The organism is Rhodococcus sp. 06-221-2 (genome assembly GCF_002258365.1).
GTDB classification, from domain to species: Bacteria; Actinomycetota; Actinomycetes; order Mycobacteriales; family Mycobacteriaceae; genus Rhodococcoides; species Rhodococcoides fascians.
The window spans coordinates 141,061-159,150 of the sequence record NZ_NOYJ01000038.1; the positions used below are offsets into that span (position 1 = coordinate 141,061).

The 18,090-nt window shown below is 64.3% G+C and carries 17 protein-coding genes and 1 riboswitch; of the genes, 11 read left to right on the top strand and 6 right to left on the bottom strand.

The window, feature by feature from the left end:
* The first annotated feature begins 94 nt into the window (after positions 1-94).
* From CH281_RS26245 to CH281_RS26260, 4 genes are read left to right on the top strand one after another with little or no spacing between them, the layout of a single operon-like run.
* A complete protein-coding gene (locus tag CH281_RS26245) occupies positions 95-955 on the top strand; it encodes an isocitrate lyase/PEP mutase family protein (protein ID WP_027495170.1) in 861 nt (286 codons plus the stop codon).
* The gene (locus tag CH281_RS26250; protein ID WP_371828224.1) at positions 952-2,217 is read left to right on the top strand and encodes a 3-isopropylmalate dehydratase large subunit; all 1,266 of its coding nucleotides are present in this window, start codon (positions 952-954) and stop codon (positions 2,215-2,217) included. The genes CH281_RS26245 and CH281_RS26250 overlap by 4 nt, the downstream gene beginning before the upstream one ends.
* Positions 2,214-2,765 (top strand): 3-isopropylmalate dehydratase, encoded by a 552-nt coding sequence (locus CH281_RS26255; protein WP_094695901.1) that lies wholly within the window; start codon positions 2,214-2,216, stop codon positions 2,763-2,765. The genes CH281_RS26250 and CH281_RS26255 overlap by 4 nt, the downstream gene beginning before the upstream one ends.
* Positions 2,762-4,081, top strand: a complete 1,320-nt coding sequence (locus tag CH281_RS26260) for an MFS transporter (RefSeq protein WP_094695902.1) — start codon at positions 2,762-2,764, stop codon at positions 4,079-4,081. The genes CH281_RS26255 and CH281_RS26260 overlap by 4 nt, the downstream gene beginning before the upstream one ends.
* A 262-nt stretch (positions 4,082-4,343) precedes the next feature.
* Here CH281_RS26260 and CH281_RS26265 read toward each other — a convergent pair whose 3' ends face one another.
* Positions 4,344-4,910, bottom strand: coding sequence for a TetR family transcriptional regulator (locus CH281_RS26265; protein WP_027495174.1), 567 nt, complete (start codon positions 4,908-4,910; stop codon positions 4,344-4,346).
* Positions 4,911-4,991: 81 nt separating this feature from the next.
* Here CH281_RS26265 and CH281_RS26270 point away from each other — a divergent pair, with 81 nt between their 5' ends.
* Positions 4,992-6,611, top strand: a complete 1,620-nt coding sequence (locus CH281_RS26270; RefSeq protein ID WP_230591034.1) for an MFS transporter — start codon at positions 4,992-4,994, stop codon at positions 6,609-6,611.
* A 70-nt stretch (positions 6,612-6,681) separates the two neighbouring features.
* On the opposite strand, the gene CH281_RS26275 is transcribed toward CH281_RS26270, so the two are convergent.
* The 3 genes from CH281_RS26275 to CH281_RS26290 all read right to left on the bottom strand — a co-directional run bounded on the left by CH281_RS26275 (position 6,682) and on the right by CH281_RS26290 (position 10,049).
* Positions 6,682-7,428, bottom strand: a complete 747-nt coding sequence (locus CH281_RS26275) for a GTP pyrophosphokinase (protein ID WP_032373497.1) — start codon at positions 7,426-7,428, stop codon at positions 6,682-6,684.
* Between the two features lie 422 nt (positions 7,429-7,850).
* Positions 7,851-8,006, bottom strand: a complete 156-nt coding sequence (locus tag CH281_RS27090; protein WP_094611554.1) for a DUF6131 family protein — start codon at positions 8,004-8,006, stop codon at positions 7,851-7,853.
* A 93-nt stretch (positions 8,007-8,099) separates the two neighbouring features.
* Positions 8,100-10,049 (bottom strand): helicase-related protein, encoded by a 1,950-nt coding sequence (locus tag CH281_RS26290; RefSeq protein WP_256984038.1) that lies wholly within the window; start codon positions 10,047-10,049, stop codon positions 8,100-8,102.
* A 48-nt stretch (positions 10,050-10,097) separates the two neighbouring features.
* On the opposite strand from CH281_RS26290, the gene CH281_RS26295 reads away from it, so the two are divergent.
* The 5 genes from CH281_RS26295 to CH281_RS26315 all read left to right on the top strand — a co-directional run bounded on the left by CH281_RS26295 (position 10,098) and on the right by CH281_RS26315 (position 15,541).
* A complete protein-coding gene (locus CH281_RS26295; RefSeq protein WP_094695903.1) occupies positions 10,098-10,811 on the top strand; it encodes a type 1 glutamine amidotransferase in 714 nt (237 codons plus the stop codon).
* Positions 10,812-10,820: 9 nt separating this feature from the next.
* The gene (locus tag CH281_RS26300; protein WP_094695904.1) at positions 10,821-11,999 is read left to right on the top strand and encodes an alpha-hydroxy-acid oxidizing protein; all 1,179 of its coding nucleotides are present in this window, start codon (positions 10,821-10,823) and stop codon (positions 11,997-11,999) included.
* Entirely contained in the window at positions 11,999-13,294 is a 1,296-nt protein-coding gene (locus tag CH281_RS26305) for an alpha-amylase family glycosyl hydrolase (protein WP_094695905.1), read from the top strand. Before CH281_RS26300 ends, CH281_RS26305 begins: the two co-directional genes overlap by 1 nt.
* Positions 13,295-13,367: 73 nt before the next feature.
* Positions 13,368-13,460: riboswitch (TPP riboswitch) on the top strand.
* A gap of 43 nt (positions 13,461-13,503) precedes the next feature.
* Positions 13,504-14,271, top strand: a complete 768-nt coding sequence (locus tag CH281_RS26310; protein WP_032407870.1) for a 3-oxoacyl-ACP reductase — start codon at positions 13,504-13,506, stop codon at positions 14,269-14,271.
* 1 nt (position 14,272) lies between these two features.
* Positions 14,273-15,541 (top strand): LLM class flavin-dependent oxidoreductase, encoded by a 1,269-nt coding sequence (locus CH281_RS26315; RefSeq protein WP_094695906.1) that lies wholly within the window; start codon positions 14,273-14,275, stop codon positions 15,539-15,541.
* Here the strand turns inward: CH281_RS26315 and CH281_RS26320 are convergent.
* Positions 15,526-16,122, bottom strand: a complete 597-nt coding sequence (locus CH281_RS26320; RefSeq protein ID WP_057474502.1) for a TetR/AcrR family transcriptional regulator — start codon at positions 16,120-16,122, stop codon at positions 15,526-15,528. The genes CH281_RS26315 and CH281_RS26320 overlap by 16 nt on opposite strands.
* Before the next feature lie 88 nt (positions 16,123-16,210).
* Between CH281_RS26320 and CH281_RS26325 the strand changes: the two genes are divergently transcribed.
* The gene (locus CH281_RS26325; RefSeq protein WP_057474501.1) at positions 16,211-17,146 is read left to right on the top strand and encodes a quinone oxidoreductase family protein; all 936 of its coding nucleotides are present in this window, start codon (positions 16,211-16,213) and stop codon (positions 17,144-17,146) included.
* Positions 17,147-17,190: 44 nt separating this feature from the next.
* On the opposite strand, the gene CH281_RS26330 is transcribed toward CH281_RS26325, so the two are convergent.
* Positions 17,191-18,081, bottom strand: coding sequence for an alpha/beta fold hydrolase (locus CH281_RS26330; protein WP_094695907.1), 891 nt, complete (start codon positions 18,079-18,081; stop codon positions 17,191-17,193).
* Positions 18,082-18,090: the final 9 nt, after the last annotated feature.

Consider the following 18,090-nt stretch of genomic DNA (forward strand, 5'->3'; position numbering starts at 1 on the left):
GATGCGCTATCGATCCACGGGTATTGACTTGTGATCCGAGCCACTCTAAATTCGGAAGGCGTTCCGCAATACGAAACGGAGAGTGCTCGTGACGATGACTTTGAGAGGCCTGACCGAACAAGGCCTGGTGTATGCGCCCGGCGTCTGGGACGGGTTGACGGCCAAGCTGGCCGAGCAGGCGGGCTTCTCGGCGCTGTGCGCGTCCGGCTTCGCCGTATCGGCTGCGCTCGGACTGCCCGACGCCGAGCTGTACACCATGACCGAGAACCTGCAGGCCGTCCGGACCATTCGCGAGGCATCGTCTCTGCCCCTCGTCGCGGACATCGACACGGGCTACGGAAACGCCGTCAACGCCGCGCGCACCGCGACGCGGTTCGCCGAGGCCGGCGTCCAGGGTGTGTTCATGGAGGACCAGCTGTCGCCGAAGAAATGCCCGATCTGCGTCGGCGAGCCGGTGGACTTGATCTCCGTCGAGGAGGCGTCGGGCAAGGTTCGGGCGGTGCGTGATTCCATGCCGGACGACGTTCTGCTCATCGCACGCACCGACGCACGTGGCGACGAGGCGATCATGCGCGCACAGGCCTACGTCGACGCCGGAGCCGACATGATCATGCCGGTGACGAAGACGTTCGAGACCGTCGAGCAGTGGGAGAACTGTCACCGAGCGGTCGGGGTTCCGCTGATGGCCACGCTCACCGCGTCGACCTGGACCGAGCGGGAGTTCACTCCGGAGGTTCTGGCACAGATCGGAGTGCGGCTGGCCCTGCTGCCCACTCAGGTGCTGATGGCCGCAACCGGTGCCGCACGCGAGACTCTGCGTCGCCTGGCCGCAGGCGAAGCTCCCGCCGACGTCAGTGCCGACGCGCTGCAGCACCACGAGTTCGTGGACCTCATCGGTTTTCCCGAAGTCGAAGCGCAGCAGCGTAAGTACCTTCCTGCAGAGGCGAACCGATGACATCGGCCGCGTTCACGATGGTCGAGAAGATCCTCGGTCGGACCTGTGGCGGTGACCCAGTGCGTGCCGGTGAGAACCATGCGGTACGACCGGCGCGGATGATCGCGTACGACTTTCCCGGGTACACCGATGTGATGTTCCGGCAGATGCGCGACGACTTCGGTATCACCTCACTCGAGGACCCGTCTCGGTACGTCGTCTTCATCGATCACATGTTGACCAAGCGCAACGACCGGGAACAAGAAGTACACCAGGTCACCCGAGAGTGGTGCGAGTACTACGGAATCGAGCTGCACGAGGGCCGCGGCATCGGGCACCAACTCACCGCCGAACTCGGCCTGGCCATCCCCGGTGACTTCCTCGTCCACTTCGACGGCCACATCAGCGGAATCGGGGCGTTCGGTGCGTTGGGCTGGGGTATCCGCCGAGATCTGATCGAGGCATGGGTGACCGGCCAACTCTACGTGGATATCCCAGCGACGACGCGGTTCGACCTGTACGGAGAATTCGCGCCGGGAGTGGACAGTCGCGATCTGGTGCACACCATCATCGACCTCGTCGGGGCCGACGGGTGCGCACACCAGGTGATGGAATTCGGTGGCCCCGGTGCCCGGTCGATGAAAATCGATCACCGGCAGGGATTGTGCGGCATGGCGATGTTCACCGGAGCCGTGTCCGCGATATTCGAACCGGACGAAACCTCACTCGCCTACGCCAACGATGTTGCGCGACAGTCGTTCACGCCGGTCCACCCAGACTCCGATGCGACCTACGCAGCTCGGCACACCATCGACCTCGCCCAGATCGTGCCGCAGGTCGTGCAGCCCGGCTCGGCGCGTGCAGCCAACACCCACACTGCAGCCGAACTCGCCGGCACTCCGATCACCAAGGCGTTCATCGGATCATGTGCCAGTGGACGAATCGAGGATCTGCGGGCCGCGGCACTCGTGCTCGACGGACGCACCGTGGCTCCCGGTGTGGAGCTCAATGTCGTGCCCACGTCGCAGAAGGTGCACGATCAGGCAGAGCGAGAGGGGCTGCTCGACGTACTGCGCGCGGCTGGTGCGCACATTGCAGTGTCGAGCTGCGACTTCTGTTTCGGCTATCAGAAGCCGTTGGCGGCGGGCGAGAATTGCATATCGACCGGCGTGCTCAACATCTCCGGCCGGATGGGTAGCTCGGACGCCAACATCTACATGGGTTCTCCGTACACCGTCGCCGCCAGCGCGCTGGCCGGCACGATCCAGCAGGTGGGCTCGTGAGCGCCTACCCACCCCCGCCCGACGTCATCTCCGGCCGAGTCGCCTGGGTCTTCGGCGACGACTTCGACATCGATCTCGTTGTCGGCGTTGCGAATATCAAGTCGTACGATCCCGAGCATCTGAGGTCGGTCTGCATGACCGCATACGATCCGGGTTTCGTCGATCGCGTTCGGCCGGGCGACATCATCGTCGGCGGCCGGAACTTCGGCTACGGCCACCCGCACTATCCGCCGATGGTGGCTCTGCGCAACGCCGGTATCCAGGCCATCGTGGCCGAGTCGTTCTCGCCGGGATTCTGGCGCGGAGAGACATTCAACGGAGTACCCCTCATCACCATTCCGGATGTCTCCGGCGCGGTCGTCACCGGTGATGCCGTCGAACTCGATTGGCGACGAGCAGCATTGACCACTGCCGATGGGCGATCCCTGGTAGGTAGTGCGCCCAGCCCTCGTACTGTCGCAGTCATCGAGGCCGGCGGATCGTACGAACTACTTCTGGCCGAACACCGAAGCAAGCAACCACTCACAGGACAGGGAACAGCGCGATGACGAACGTCGACCAGCCTTCTACGGTCACCAGCGCACCGAAAGCCGACACCACCACCGCGCGCCGTGCCGCGCTCGCCGGTGGCGTCGGCACGCTCATCGAGTACTACGACTTCGCCGTCTACGGATTTCTCGCCGTAGTCATTGCGCCACTGTTCTTTCCGTCCACCAGCCCCGGCGTGTCCATCCTCGCGACCCTGGCGGTATTCGGAGTCGCATACGTCGCACGTCCGCTCGGCGGAATCTTCTTCGGACGCCTCGGCGACAGAAAGGGTCGTCGACAGGCTCTGGTCGTGACGGTGGTCTGCATGGGCATCGCGTGCGGAGTTCTGGGAATGCTGCCCACACATTCGAGTGTGGGCGTATTGGCACCGATTCTGCTCGTCATCATCCGACTGGCCCAAGGATTTTCCGCGGGAGGTGAAATCGGCGGTGCAGCAACCTATATCGCAGAGTCGGCACCGCCGAACCGTCGCGGCTTCTTCGGATCGTTCACGCCGATCGGTTCCACCCTCGGATTCGCGGTCGCCGCAGCCGTGGTCGGTGTGGTCGCCCTCGTCACCACCGACGACCAGATGTCGTCGTGGGGCTGGCGCATTCCGTTCCTGCTTGCACTTCCCCTCGCTCTGGTCTGTCTGCGAGTGCGGCTGAAGCTCGAAGACAGCCCGGAGTTCGAGGAAATGGCGGCGAAGAACGAGGTTGCGAAGAGCCCGTTGAGCGATGTCGTGAAGAAGCAGCCGTGGTCGGTGCTACGTGTCGTCGGAATTGCGATCGCGATGAACGGATCCGGTTACATCGGTCTGACGTACTTCAGCGTGTACCTGATCAACGACCTCGGATTCTCCAAGGACTCGGTCTACTGGACATCGGCGATCGCAATTGCGTTGGCCTGTGCCACCTTCCCGCTGAGCGGCATGCTCACCGACAGATTCGGGCGTAAACCGGTACTGCTCAGCGGCTACGCTGCGTATGTCGTCATTGCGTTGCCGGTGTTCATGATCCTCGGCGCGACGTCGTCGATCATCGTGGTGGGCTGTGTGTACTTCGTCTACATGGTTCTCAACGGAGTCGTGCAGGTACCCGCGTTCCCACTGTTCACCGAGCTTTTTCCGCGGGCGGTTCGATACACCGGAGTGTCGTTGGGCTTCAACATCGGGACCATCGCCGCAGGCGGAACTGCACCGTACGTCGCCGCTCAACTGGTGGAGTCGACCGGCAACGCCATGTCACCCGCCTACTGGGTCATGGGTGTCTGCGTGATCGGCGTACTCACGGTGCTGACCATCAAGGAAACCGGACGCGAGAAACTCCCGGTGTAGTGCGTCGTAGATGCCGGCCGTAGTTCGAGACTCGTCCCACCACGTGCACTCGGCGTGGTGGGGCGTCCCGCGTGTGTGCGGTCGAGGACGCAGCCGACCGGGGTGACAAACGCGAGCGCACTTGCCAGATGCGCGCAGAATAGCGACGTGATCGGTGTCTAATTTGTGCGCGTTTGGCAAACGCGCGCGCGTTTGCGGAAATGGGGGCCGCTACCCCAGTATTCCGCACTCTTGCATCGAAGCTAGATATCGATAGAGAGCGCTACGGAGCGCAGAGTCGACGCACGGCGGCTTCGATTTTCGACGCCCGACGCTGAATTTCGGCGTCGTCGGCAGGCTCGCAGTGCAGGCTCGGCGCGGTCATCCACGCCGAGGTGATGCCGAACATCATGGTGATCAGATCCTCGACGGTGAAGGCGTCGGAGATCAGTCCGTCTCGCTGGGCGTCGGCCATGGCCCTGTGGCGCTCGGCGATGACCGAGTGGATGTCGTCGGTGCCCGAGGTCGCCATACCGCCCTGCAGCTGGGTCCACAGCAGGAGTCGGTGCTCCTCGGGATGCGCAGCGAGGTGCAGGTATTCGCGCGCTGCGTACCCGCCGAGGTCGTCGACGGCGAAGGGTACTTCGTCGATGAACCGCGCGAACCCGTCCTCGACGACGGCCCGGAACAGGGCTTCTTTGTCGCCGAAGTAGGCGTACAGACGTTCCTTGCTGGCCTTGGCCGCGGCCGCGATCCGATCGACGCGGGCCCCGGCCAGCCCGTGTACCGAGAACTCGTCCCGGGCGGCGACGACGATGCGGGCGCGGGTCGCACTGGCGTCAGGTTTCATGGCGGTCACCATACCCCCAACCAACTAGTTCGTTTGACTATTGGTTCTGGGTCGCCTACCTTTTTGCTCGGGACATTTTTCGTGCCCAGAATCAACGAGTACGAGTGGGGTAGAAACATGTCGCAGCTCTCCGAGCGCGAAGCGCCGGATCTGAATCCGAACTACGAGCGCCGATGGCTGGTGCTGTGCATCGTCGCCATCACGCAGCTCACGATCGTGCTCGACGGCACGATCGTCAACATTGCGCTGCCGCAGGCTCAGCTGGACCTGGGCATCAGCGACAGCAGCCGCGCCTGGGTCATCACCGCCTACGCGTTGTCGTTCGGCGCACTGCTGCTGCTCGGCGGACGCATCGCCGACTACTGGGGACGCAAGCGCTCGTTCATCGTCGGCATGGCAGGCTTCGCCGTTGCCTCCGCTATCGGCGGACTCGCTCAGGAAGGCTGGCAGCTGTTCATCGCGCGCGCCGGCCAGGGTGTGTTCGCTGCACTGCTCGCCCCGGCAGCACTGGCCATCCTGACGGTGACGTTCACCGACACCAAGGAACGCGCCAAAGCGTTCGGCGTCTTCGGTGCCATTGCCGGTGGCGGCGCAGCGGTCGGCCTACTCCTCGGCGGAGTGCTCACCGAATACGCGAACTGGCGCTGGTGCCTGCTGGTCAACATCCCGGTCGCAGTGTTCGCCATCGCCGCAGCGGTGCCGCTGGTGAAGGAGAGCAAGGCTCACGGAGACACCCGCTACGACCTGCCCGGCGCGATCCTCGTCGCTCTCGGTCTGGCATCGCTGGTCTACGGCTTCACCGAGGCCGAAGACGGCTGGGCGACGGTACCCACCATCTCGTTCATCGCGCTCGGCCTCGCTCTGCTGGCCGCGTTCGTCGTCGTCGAGTCCAAGTCCGCCAACCCACTGCTGCCGTTGAGTGTGTTGCTCGACCGTGACCGCGGTGCCGCGTACATCGGCTCGGCCGTCATCGGCGCTGCCCTGCTCGGTGGCACGTTGTACCTCACGTTCTACTTCCAGATCGTGCTGGAGATGAGCCCGGTGATCGCCGGCGTCGCGTCGCTCCCGATGACCGGCGGCATTTTGATCACGGCCGCGCTCGCTTCTGCACTCGTGCCGAAGATCGGACCCAAGCCGCTGATGGCCGTAGGTCCGGTCGTCTCCGCAGTCGGCCTGCTGCTGCTGACCCAGATCGGCGTCGACACCTCGTACTTCACGCACGTCCTGCCGGGCGTCGTACTTCTCGGCCTCGGCCTCGGTCTGCTGATGGTTCCGATGCAGAACGTCGCACTGATCGGCGTTCCCGATCACGACGCAGGTGCCGCATCGGCGCTGATCAACGCCACCCTGCAGGTCGGTGGTGCACTCGGTGCTGCGGTGTTCACCACCGTCTACACCTCGTCCAAGACCTCGTACCTGGCCGAGAATCCGGCACCGACTCCGCCCGCGGGAGTTCCCGCGGAAGCTCTCGCCGGCCAGGAAGTGCCCAGCGACGAGATGTTGGCCGCGCTGCCGGAGCCGATCCGCAACTTCGTGCTCGCGACCATCGACCACGCGTTCTCGGCCGAGGTCTCCGGCTACGCCTGGGCATTCGGTACCGCCGCGATCCTCGTAGCGCTGGTGAGCCCGGTCGTGTTGCTGCTCGTCCGCGCGAAGAAAGACGACCTGCCCGTCGGCGACACCCCGGTACATATCGGATAACGCAGGCACGAACCGACAACCCCGCTGCTCAGCCGTCGAGCAGCGGGGTTGACGTTCTTCGAAGGCATCGTCAGTCCGGGTCGATTGCTTCGGCCTGCGCGGTGAGCAACATGTGCAGCAGCTCGGGAGGCAATGCCATCGGAGGCATCGCGCCGAGAGTGATGGAGTTGTCGGAATCGCCGTTCAGTTCCTCCACCTCGTCGTGCAGGCTTTCCATCTTCTCGTCCAGCGTGTTGGCCGTCTCGGCGGCCTCGGTCAATTCCGCCAACAGGGTGGGCGGAATCTGGCCGCGGTACTTGTAGAAGATCTTGTGCTCGAGGCTCGCCCAGAAATCCATGGCAATCGTGCGGATCTGGAGTTCGACCAAGACCGGTTGGACGCGATCGGACATGAACACCGGAATTTCGACGATGAGGTGCAAACTCTTGTAGCCGTTGGCTTTCGGGTTCGCGATGTAATCCTTGACCTCGACGACTCGAACGTCGGTCTGACTACTGAGCATGTCCGCGATGCGGTAGGTGTCGGAGATGAAGCTGCACGTGATGCGGACACCTGCGACGTCGAAGATGTTCTCGCGAATGGCGTCGAGCGTCAGTGCGCACTTCTTGCGCTGAGCCTTGTCGACGATGCTCTCGGGCGTCTTGAGTCGCGACGAGACATGCTCGATGGGGCTGTAGCGGTGGATGTGAGTGAATTCCTGCTTCAGGATGTTGATCTTGGTGATCAGTTCGTCGATTCCGAACTTGTAACTCATCATGAAGCGGGTGAAATCGTGCCTCAGCTGCACCAGGTCGACGACGGCGTCACTGTTGCTCATGCCCCCGATTGTCCACGATCGCCGGACGTGACCGCGCCGCGCGAGAATCGAAGCTGGCGTCGCTGCACGTGGCACCGAGTTCTGGGGTGAACCGCACGAGATTGCACCTCTGGCACTGATGGGTACGGTGATGCCCCCGCTCACACGAGCAAGCACGCGAACCCACCAGTACCGAACCGGCGACAAGCGGATGGCCGTTGGTGCAGTGAGTAGGTGCTCGTTCTGCCCACCGATCGCCGACGCGGTAGAGCGAGCCGGCAACCGGGTCGGTGTCGCGCTCGTCGGATGCCACCGCGCGCAACCGCCTTCGACACTGTCTACCGCCCGATATGGACCGCCCGAAGTGGCTCCGCTGGCCGCATCGCCAACTCCGGGGGCCCGCTCAGACTAACAGAAATCGAACGTATGTTCTAACGTGGATGTCAAAACCACGTCTTGCGGCCACCGACTGCGCGCCCCATCGAACCGAGCAACGTCAGAACCGCGCCGACGACCACCAGAATGATGCCGATAGTCGTCAAAATTGAAATGCCGGCGAAATAGCCGATGAGGGCGAGGATGATTCCGAGAACGATCATGACTACTCCTGGTGCCAAAGTGAGCCCACTATCGACGAATTGTCGATGGGACCGAACCTACTCGGGCGCGTGGACGATTGCTCACAATTGTCGCTATTTTCCGGCATCCACTTTCGCCGCGAGGAAAGCCTCCGGATCGATCAGATCCGCCTGCCCCACGATCGATCCCAGATCCGCGATGCGCTCGATCCCGGTGAGCACCATCTCCTCCTCGACGGTGCCCTCGGCGTAGCCGTAGTAGCAGGTCGACGTGGTGTGGTTGTGGTCCTTGTCGATGCGGTTGGCGCGGCCCTCGATCTGCCTGATGTCGATGGGTGTCCACCGAGGATCGTGAATCAGCGTCACGCGCGGTGCGAGTGTGGAGACCGTCCCCTCCGGGAGCAGTAACTCGTTGGTGTGCAGGTTGATCGCGCTCGTGGTGGTCGAGACGATGACCGACGCGTCGCCGGTCTGAAAACTGCGGATCGACGCCTCCTGCTCGGGACTGCTCATGCTCCCGTCGACCACGGCGACCTCGAGCCCCTCGTCTCGAAGTGTCTGGGCCAGAGCAGCGACCGACTCGCGGTAGAACATCGAGACGAACACCTGATTGCCTGCCTTGACCCACGTCCGGACTTGATCCGCAGACGCGGGAATGCGCAGGTACGAGCACTTCTGGCGAAAACGCAGCGTCGCCGCACGAGTACTCGGATTCTTCTGCAGCACTCGCTTTCCGCCGACGGCCTTCCAGATCGGCAGGCCGACTTCCTTGCGGTAGTCCACCCACGCCGAGTTGTACAGCCGCTTCTGCGCGGCCGTGAGTTCCTGGCCGAGGGGCTCCCTCGGAGTCGGTGGGGACGGCCGCGAAATAGACCACGGCACAGCGCCTCCCGACAACCAGCCGTGCACCGACGCGATGTCGCGGGCTCGCGTCGTCGCGTCCTCGGGCTCCCACCGCCACGTGGTCAACCCCGTCGTCGCCTTCCCTGCCTTGACGGCGAACCCGGACTCGATGAGGAACTCCGCCCACTTCATCGTCACGGCATACCCGAGATACTCGTCGTCGCCGAGGATCTCGACGCCGCGGCTGCGTTCGACGGCGCGGGCCATGTACGCGAAATGCAGCGGCTGATAGCCGGGAGTGGCAGACATCCACACCACGGATCGAGCCGCCTCCTGATACCGCCAGAGGATCTGCGACTGCTGCGACTCGATGTTCATCAACGCATGCGACTCGTCGGCGATCACCACGTCGATGTCGAACCGCAGCTCTCCCAGCGAGATGGTCCGCTTGTTCTGCGTCCGTTTACGTTTGCCCAGATCGGTCTCGGGGGGAACCGACAGCAGTTTCTTGGTGGACTGATAGGTGATCAGCAACCAACGCTTGCGGTCGGACGGTTCGATATCGGCCTCGCTGTCTGCAATGGTGCGACGCCACCCCGGCAGCGCACCCTTGGGTGCCACCACCAGAACCGTGCCGATCTCGGCGGCCGACATCTGCCGCACGGCCTCGCACACGGCCAACGTCTTACCCAGACCTGTCGAATCCATCTGCGCGAAGTATGGGAAGCCGGCGTCGAGCGCGGCCAGATGGCGTCGGACCGATTCGAGTTGGGTGTCGCGAGGCTGCATCGCCCGTTCGCGCACCTCTTCGTCGCGCCAACTGTCGTTCGCGTCGTCCTCGAGCCACCGCTGCAGGCTGTACGGCATCGATTCGTACGGCTGCAGGTACTCGGGCAGTTCGGTTCCGTAATACGCGAACACGCGCGGTCCGGGGTACCAGCGCGCTCCCGCTGCGCCCGCCGCGGACCGATCCTCGAACGGCACGTCCAACACCCACACGCGCTCGCCGGGATCGGGCACCCGAAGATCGGGGGCGGCGGACTTGCGGGGCGAGGTCTTGCGCGGGGCTGCTCTCTTGCGAGGTGCGGCCTTCTTCGGGGCAGCTTTCTTCGCCGCAGGCTCACCGTTTCTCGCAGCCGCGAACTTTCGCGCAGCGCTGCTCTGCCCGGCCTTGACGGTGCGGGCAGTGGTGGATCGGGCAGTGCGTTTACGAGGTGGCATCGGATCCAGTCTGTCGTACGGTGTGCACGAACACCGTAAAGGAGCCCTGTGACATACCCGAACGACCCGCGCGCCGTAGTTCTCGTCCACGACCGGGACCCGTCCCTGGCGCGTCGCGATATCGGCACCCTCGCCGCCGAATTGCGTACCAGGGGTTTCCTGTTGGACGTGCACTCCTTCGACCACAGTCCCGACGTCGCACCACCGGCCCTGTCCGACGCGCAGTTGGTCGTGGTCATGGGCTCACCCGACGCCGCGTACGACGACACGCTGACATGGCTCGCGCCGGAGATCGCGTACGTGCAGCAGGCGATCGATGCGCAGGTCCCGGTTCTGGGTGTGTGCTTCGGCGGCCAGTTGCTTGCTCGCGTGCTCGGCGGATCCGTCCGCAAGTCCGAGTACCCCGAGTACGGATTCGTCGACGTCGAGACGTCCGATCCCGAGCTCGTCGCCTCGGGCCCGTGGATGGAATTCCACGGCGACACGTTCGTCGCGCCGCCGGAGGCCACGGTCATCGCCCGCAACGCGGCTGCGCAGCAGGCCTTCGTCTGCGGCCCGCACCTCGGGTTGCAGTTCCACCCCGAGATCGACCTCGATACCTACGATGCATGGGCGGCCGCGTGGGAGCGCGACGGCGTCGAACATGCGGTGGACGTGCACCAGATCAGGCAAGACATTGCCGACTCCGAAGCTGCAGCTCGCAAGCGGTGCTCGGCGCTGCTGGACGCATTTCTCGCCCGATCCTCGGCGGTGCCCCGGTAGGGTCGAACGATGACCGAGGCCAGGCCCAGCAACTTCAGCGATCACCAACTCGGCATCTACACCGCCGGAATGTTCGCTCAGCAGACACCGTCGATCACCACCAACCTGGCGAGGCTGGAGGACCAGGCTGCCGAGAAGCTCTCGCCTGAGGCGCTCGGCTACATCGTCGCCAGCGCGGGCAGTGGCTCGACGGCGCGTGCGAACCGGGCCGCCTTCGACAGGTGGGCCATCACGCCGCGGATGCTGCGCAGCTCGGCCTCGCGTGATCATGCGTGCACCGTGCTCGGCACCGACATGCCTGCACCGCTGCTGATCGCTCCGGTGGGTATTCAGACTCTCGCCCATCCCGACGGTGAACTCGCGACGGTTCGCGCGGCTGCGGAACTCGGTGTGCCGTACATACATTCGACGCAGGCATCGCATTCCTTCGAGCAGATCGCCGAGGCGGGCGGAGATGCGCCACGCTGGTATCAGTTGTACTGGCCGACGGACGAATCGGTACTGCTGAGCTTCCTGCAGCGTGCGAAGGACACCGGATTCACCACGTTGGTGCTGACGCTCGACACGACGTTGCTGGGCTGGCGGCCCGCCGATCTCGACCGCGGGTACCTTCCGTTCTTGGCCAACCTCGGAATCGAGAACTATCTGAGCGATCCGGCGTTCCAAGCCGGACTCGCTCAGCCCGTCGAGGAGAATCCTGTTGCCGCCGCCATGCATTGGGCGCAGATGTTCCCCAATCCCGGCCTGTCGTGGAGGAACCTCGCGTTCCTGCGCGAGCACTGGGACGGTCCCATCGTGCTCAAGGGCATCTGCACCGTCGGCGACGCCCGAGAGGCGGCCGCCCACGGAGTCGACGGCATCGTGGTCTCCAACCACGGTGGACGTCAGATCGACGGTGCCAGGCCGTCTCTCGACGCATTGCCGTCCATCGTCGAGGCTGTGGGCGACGAACTGACGATCCTGTTCGACTCCGGTGTGCGCACCGGTGCCGACATGGCCAAGGCGCTGGCGCTCGGTGCCGATGCGGTTCTTCTCGGCCGCCCGTTCCTCTACGGTCTCGCCCTCGGCGGGCAGGAGGGTGTTGCGCACGTATTGCGTTGCCTGCTGGCCGAATTCGACTTGGTGACCAGCCTGTCCGGCCATACCGGCGCGGGCGAGCTCGGTCGCGACTCGATCGAGGCGTCCTGATGGAGTGGACGAAGCACGCCATCTGGTGGCACCTGTACCCGCTCGGCTTCACCGGCGCTCCGGTGCACGGATGGGACGGTGAATCCCAATCGGATCTGCACCGGCTGAACAGAATCGAGAAGTGGCTCGACTACGCCCTCCAGCTCGGTGCGTCGGGCATCGCCCTCGGTCCGATCTTCGAGTCGGAGAAGCACGGCTACGACACTGTCGACTACTACCACGTCGACGGTCGGCTCGGCACCGACGAGGATATCGATTCGCTGATCGCTGCGGCGCATTCCCGCGGTCTGAAAGTGATGTTCGACGGCGTCTTCAACCATGTGGCGCAGAGCTTTCCGAAGTTCCGTGAGGCCCTGGCCGAGGGCCCGGATTCCGAGGCCGCGGAGTGGTTCCACCTCGACTGGTCCGGCGACGAGCCGACGCATCGCAACTTCGAGGGCCACGACGAACTGGTCGCGCTCAACCACGAGAGCCCGCACGTGCAGCAGTACGTGGTGGACGTGCTGTCGCACTGGCTCGAACGCGGCGTCGACGCCTGGCGGCTCGACGCGGCCTACGCGGTACCGCCACGCTTCTGGGCCGCGGTGCTGCCGAAGGTTCGCGAGAAGCATTCGGACGCATACTTTCTGGGCGAGGTCATCCACGGTGACTACGACCGGATCGTCTCGGCCTCCACGTTGGACTCGGTGACGCAGTACGAACTGTGGAAGGCGATCTGGAGTGGGCTGAGCGAGAAGAATTTCTTCGAGCTCTCGCATGCCCTCGAGCGCCACAACGGTTGGCTCGACGCCTTCGTGCCCGCCACGTTCGTCGGCAACCATGACGTCAATCGCATCGCCAGCGTCATCGAGGACGAGCGACATCTGCTGCACGCGTTGGTGGTTCTGTTCACCGTGGGCGGTATGCCGATGATCTACTACGGCGACGAGCAGGCATTCCGCGGTATCAAGGAAGATCGCGTCGGCGGTGATGACGAGGTGCGTCCCGAATACCCGGACACTTCCGAGGATCTCGCCCCGTACGGCTGGCCCGTCTACCGAGTGCATCAGGAGCTGATCGCAGTTCGGCGTCGCAATCCGTGGTTGTACTCCGCACGCACCGAGACACTCGAGCTCACCAACACCGCGCTGCTCTACCGCGTGTACGCGGACGACAATTCCATGACGGTGGCGCTCAACCTCGGCGACGAGGCCATCGACTACCCGGCCCGGGGCAGCGAAGTACTGGCCGGTGAGGCGCACCTGAACGACGGACGGGTAAGCGTTCCTCCCCACGGCTGGGCTGTCATCGGCTGATCGCTGCATACGGTTGTGTTCGGCTGTCTACGTCGAGCGCAAGAAAGCAGTAGAGAGACCTACAGGTACAGTCGACCGCGACACGGGGTGCCCGTCAGGGCTGAGATCACACCCGTCGAACCTGATCTGGTTAGGACCAGCGAAGGGAATGTCGTGACGTTTCGGTATTTCCTGTCCCTCGCGGCGGTCCCGACCTCGAACGAGAGGCGATGCACGTGAAGATCGACGAGCAGACAGTGTTGATCACCGGCGGCGGCCGCGGACTGGGAGCAGCGATTGCCGCGGCGTTCGCCGGTGAGGGCGCGCGTGTGGTGATCGACTACCGCACCAGCAAAGAGGCAGCGGAGGCGTTGGCGGACAGGCTCGGCGACCGTGCATTTGCTGTTCAGGGCGACGTGACCGACGAGAGCGCGGTGGCCTCGGTGTTCGACTCGGCCCGTGCGCATTTCGGCACTCCGATCACCACAGTCGTCAACAACGCATTGGCCGACTTCTCCTTCGACGGAGATGCCCGCCCCAAGGCCGACACCATCACCTGGGATCGGTTCGACGCTCAGCTACGAGGCAGCGTTCGCGCGGCACTGCTCACCACGCAGGCGGCCCTGCCGGGAATGCGTGAGGCGGGCTTCGGCCGAATCATCAACGTGGGCACCAATTTGTTCCAGAATCCGGTGGTGCCGTACCACGACTACACCGCCTCCAAGGCCGCACTGCTCTCGCTGACCCGCACTCTGTCGGCGGACCTCGGCGTAGACAACATCACCGTCAACATGGTCTCGGGTGGACTGCTGCGCACCACCGACGCCAGTGCCGCCACCCCGGCCGCGGTGTTCGACTTCATCGCGGCCTCGACCCCGCTGCAACGCGTCACCACCCCCGAGGAATTCGCCGACGCTCTGCTGTTCTTCGCTTCGCCGTGGGCGCGGTCGGTGACCGGTCAGAATCTGGTGGTCGACGGCGGCCTGGTCAAGGACTGACATGCACCTCAACGCGTTTCTCTACGGCTGCGGCCACCACAGCGCCGCGTGGCGTCATCCCGATTCGCGCGTGGAGGACCTGGGCGATATCTCGTACTACGAGGAACTTGCGCAGCTGGCCGAACGGGGAAAGTTCGACGCGGTGTTCTTTGCCGACGGGCATTCCGTTCGCGACCCGGCCGGCGCAGGAACCTGGTTTCTCGAACCGATCACGGCGCTGTCGGCCATGGCCAGAGCGACCACCCACATCGGTCTGGTCACGACTGTGTCGTCGACGTTCTACACACCGTTCCATGCCGCGCGCATGCTGGCGTCGTTGGACCACATCAGCGGCGGACGGGCCGGCTGGAACGTCGTCACGTCCATGTTCGACGCCGAGGCGCGTAATCACGGAATGGACGCCATCCCGGCTCGCGAGGAGCGCTATGCCCGCGCCGAAGAGTTCGTCGATACTGCACTGGCGCTGTGGGATTCGTGGGACGCCGACGCGTTGACGCTCGATCGAAGCGGACACTACGCGGACCCGGCCAAGGTGCATGCCATCGATCACGACGGCAAACATTTTCGGGTCGACGGTCCGTTGACGGTGCCGCGTTCACCGCAGGGTCGGCCGGTTCTGTTCCAGGCCGGGGCGTCGGGTCCGGGCCGCGACCTGGCGGCGAAGTACGCCGAGGCGATCTATGCCGTCGCCTACGATCTCGTTGCCGCGCAGGGCTATTACGACGACGTGAAGGCGAGAATCGATCGAGCCGGTCGTGACAGTGCGGCAGTGGGCATCATGCCGGGTTTGGTGACGTACATCGGATCGACGATGGAGGAGGCTCACCGGAAGAAGGCCGAACTGGACGTCTTGCTGCCGACGGAACAATCCTTGGCGATGCTCTCGACGTTCACCGGGCAGGATTGTGCTGCTTGGGAACTCGATGAACCGGTACCGACTCTGCCACCTGCGGCCGAGTTCACGGGACCGCAGGGTCGGTACGAGACCATCCTGCGCATCATCGAGAAGGATCGCCCCACCGTGCGTCAGTTGCTGGGCACCCTTGCGGCCGGCGGTGGGCATGCCACGATGATCGGCACGCCGGATTCCATTGCCGACGAGATGGAATCGTGGATCGGCCGCGGTGCCGATGGATTCAACCTGATGTGCCCGCGCTACCCGGACTCACTCGCGGACTTCGTCGAACACGTGGTCCCGATCCTGCAGCAGCGCGGCCTCTTTCGATCCGAATACACGTCGTCGACGCTGCGCGGTCACCTGTCCAGCTGAGCGGTTTGTCCGAAGACCCCACGATCGACGAACGCCACGAGGGCGTCGAGACCGCCCTCGGGCGAGCCCTGCCACAGCCGCGCGAAATTCTCCGCCGCACCGCCGATCAGCATCGCGGTGGTGGCAGGAGGTGCCGGAAGCTCGACTCCTGCTTTCTCGAATGCGCTGAGGCGTTCGACCCAGGGCTCGAATTGGACCTGCGTGAATCGCTGCATCCGTTCGGCGAACTCGGGACTCACCAGTGCGGCGTCTCGAAGCGCATCGATCACAACCCGGTGCCGTGTCAGCAACTGCCAGAAGACCTCCAGATGCGGACGCATGGTGGGGTGATCGCGAGCGGACGGATCCTGCGCCGCGACGATGACGTCGGCGTCTTCACCGATCTGTTCGGCGAGGGCCAACAGCAGCCCGTCCTTTCCCGAGTAGTGGTTGTAGAACGACCCTGCGGCCCGGCCTGCTTCCCGGGTGATGTCGACGATCTTGGTGTTGAGGTATCCGGACCGGGCGAAGACGGCGCGGGCGGCATTTTCCAGCTCGATGCGAGTCTGCTCGGCCTGGTGAGCGCGACCAGTGGTTGCCACCGCTGTTCCCCTTCCTGTTGACACCTCAGCAGTCAGGCTACACACTGAATCAGGATTCAGTGAATGACCATTCGTCGAAAGGCCGGACATGAAGGCAGCAGTTCTGACCGAGTTCGGGGTGCCGACGTACACGGACCACGGCAACCCAGCACCTGCGGAGGGTTCGGAGGTGATCGACGTGGCGGCTGCAACGCTCAATGCCGTCGACATCGTCATTGCCGCCGGTACCCACTACCTCAGTCCGCGGTCGCTGCCGACGGTCATCGGCATCGAAGGCGCGGGTACCACGCAGGACGGACGCCGCGTCTACTTCTCACCGGCGCTCTCGCCCCACGGTTCGATGGCTGAGCAGACTTTGGTGCCGACGGCCTCGCTCATCGAACTACCCGACGGGCTGGATTTCTCGACCGCCGCGACACTGGGTAACGCAGGTCTGGCCGCCCTGATGCCGCTGACCCATGGGGCTCGAATGACGCCGGGGGAGAACGTCGTGATCCTCGGTGGCACCGGGGTGGTCGGGCGCCTCGCCGTACAGGCGGCGCGATTGCTCGGCGCAGGCTCGATCACGGTCGTCGGACGTGACGAGCACGCCCTCGAATCCACCCGTGAACTCGGGGCCACGGCCACGGTTGCCATCGGCGACAACAGTGTCGATGAGCTGAGCTCTGCTATTCGGCGGGCATCCTCCGGCGTTGATGTCGTTGTCGACTATGCCTGGGGCACAGTCGCTCTCGCGGCACTGCAAGCCGGCAACCGCCTCGTTCGTCTGGTGCAGATCGGTGACCGAGCCGGGGCCGACATCACCGTGCCGGCGCAGCTCCTGCGATCACTCGGGGCGAGCATCGTCGGCTTTATGCCGATGCACTACGGACCCGACGCAACCTCGCAGGCGTATCGCACCCTCACCGACTGGGCCGTCACCGGGCAGATCGCTGTGGAATACGAGAATGTGCCACTGGCCGAGGTCGCGGGTGCATGGGAGCGAGCCCCACGCACCCGTCACAAGCTGGTACTGGTCCCCTGACCCATCAGCCCATCAGCCCATCAGCCCATCAGCCCATCAGCCCATCAGTTCAGCGAATCGATAAATTCCTTTGTCAGTCTGGCGATGTCGTCGGCATGGGAAATCGGCGACCAATGCCCCGCTGGAATGTCGTTGCGAGTCAGGTTCTTCACCCACTTGCCGGTGTCGTCGTAGTGGTACGGACGCACCGCGACGTCCTCGGTATTGACGATGAGGTGAACGGGGATGTCGATGTAGCGATCCCGCGGATTTGTCAGCAGCGGAATGATGTTGGCGCGGTACAGGTTGGTGCCGTTGGTTGCGTCCGACCACAGTGTGGGGTTCTGGGTGACGAGCTTCGGATCGACGCCCGAGAACTCCTGGAGGAATGCCGGCCAGCCCTTGGCGAACTGTCGCTTGATGCGCAGCGTCGAGAGTCCGGGGATGTGGAAGGTGACGGTGTACCAGGACGCTCGGGTCTGGGCGAGAACCTGCTTGATGCCGGCAAGAGTGGGACGACGCAGCCGCGACTGCGACCACTTCCCGAGGTGATCGAGGTTAGGTCCCGAAATCGATGTGTACGAACGGATTCGATCCTTCGCCTGGGGCTGGGCTGCGGCCTCCCAGACCTCGACGGCACCCCAGTCGTGTGCGAGCACGTGAACGGGAGCGTCGGGGCTGACCGCATCTGCCACGGCATAGAAGTCCGCCGCCAGCCGGGCCAACTTGTACGCCGACTGCTCGACCGGCACCGTGCTCTCGCCGGCTCCGCGCGAGTCGTAGCTGATCACCCGAAAACGGTCTTCGAGTTGCGGCACGATGTGGCTCCACAGTTCGTGAGTATCGGGCCACCCGTGAACGAGGACGATGGGTTCGCCGTCGGGGTTTCCGCTCTCGAACACCGCCAGCCGAATGCCTTCGTTGACGACCGTCGTACGAACTGCGTTGCTGCTCACTGTCTTTCC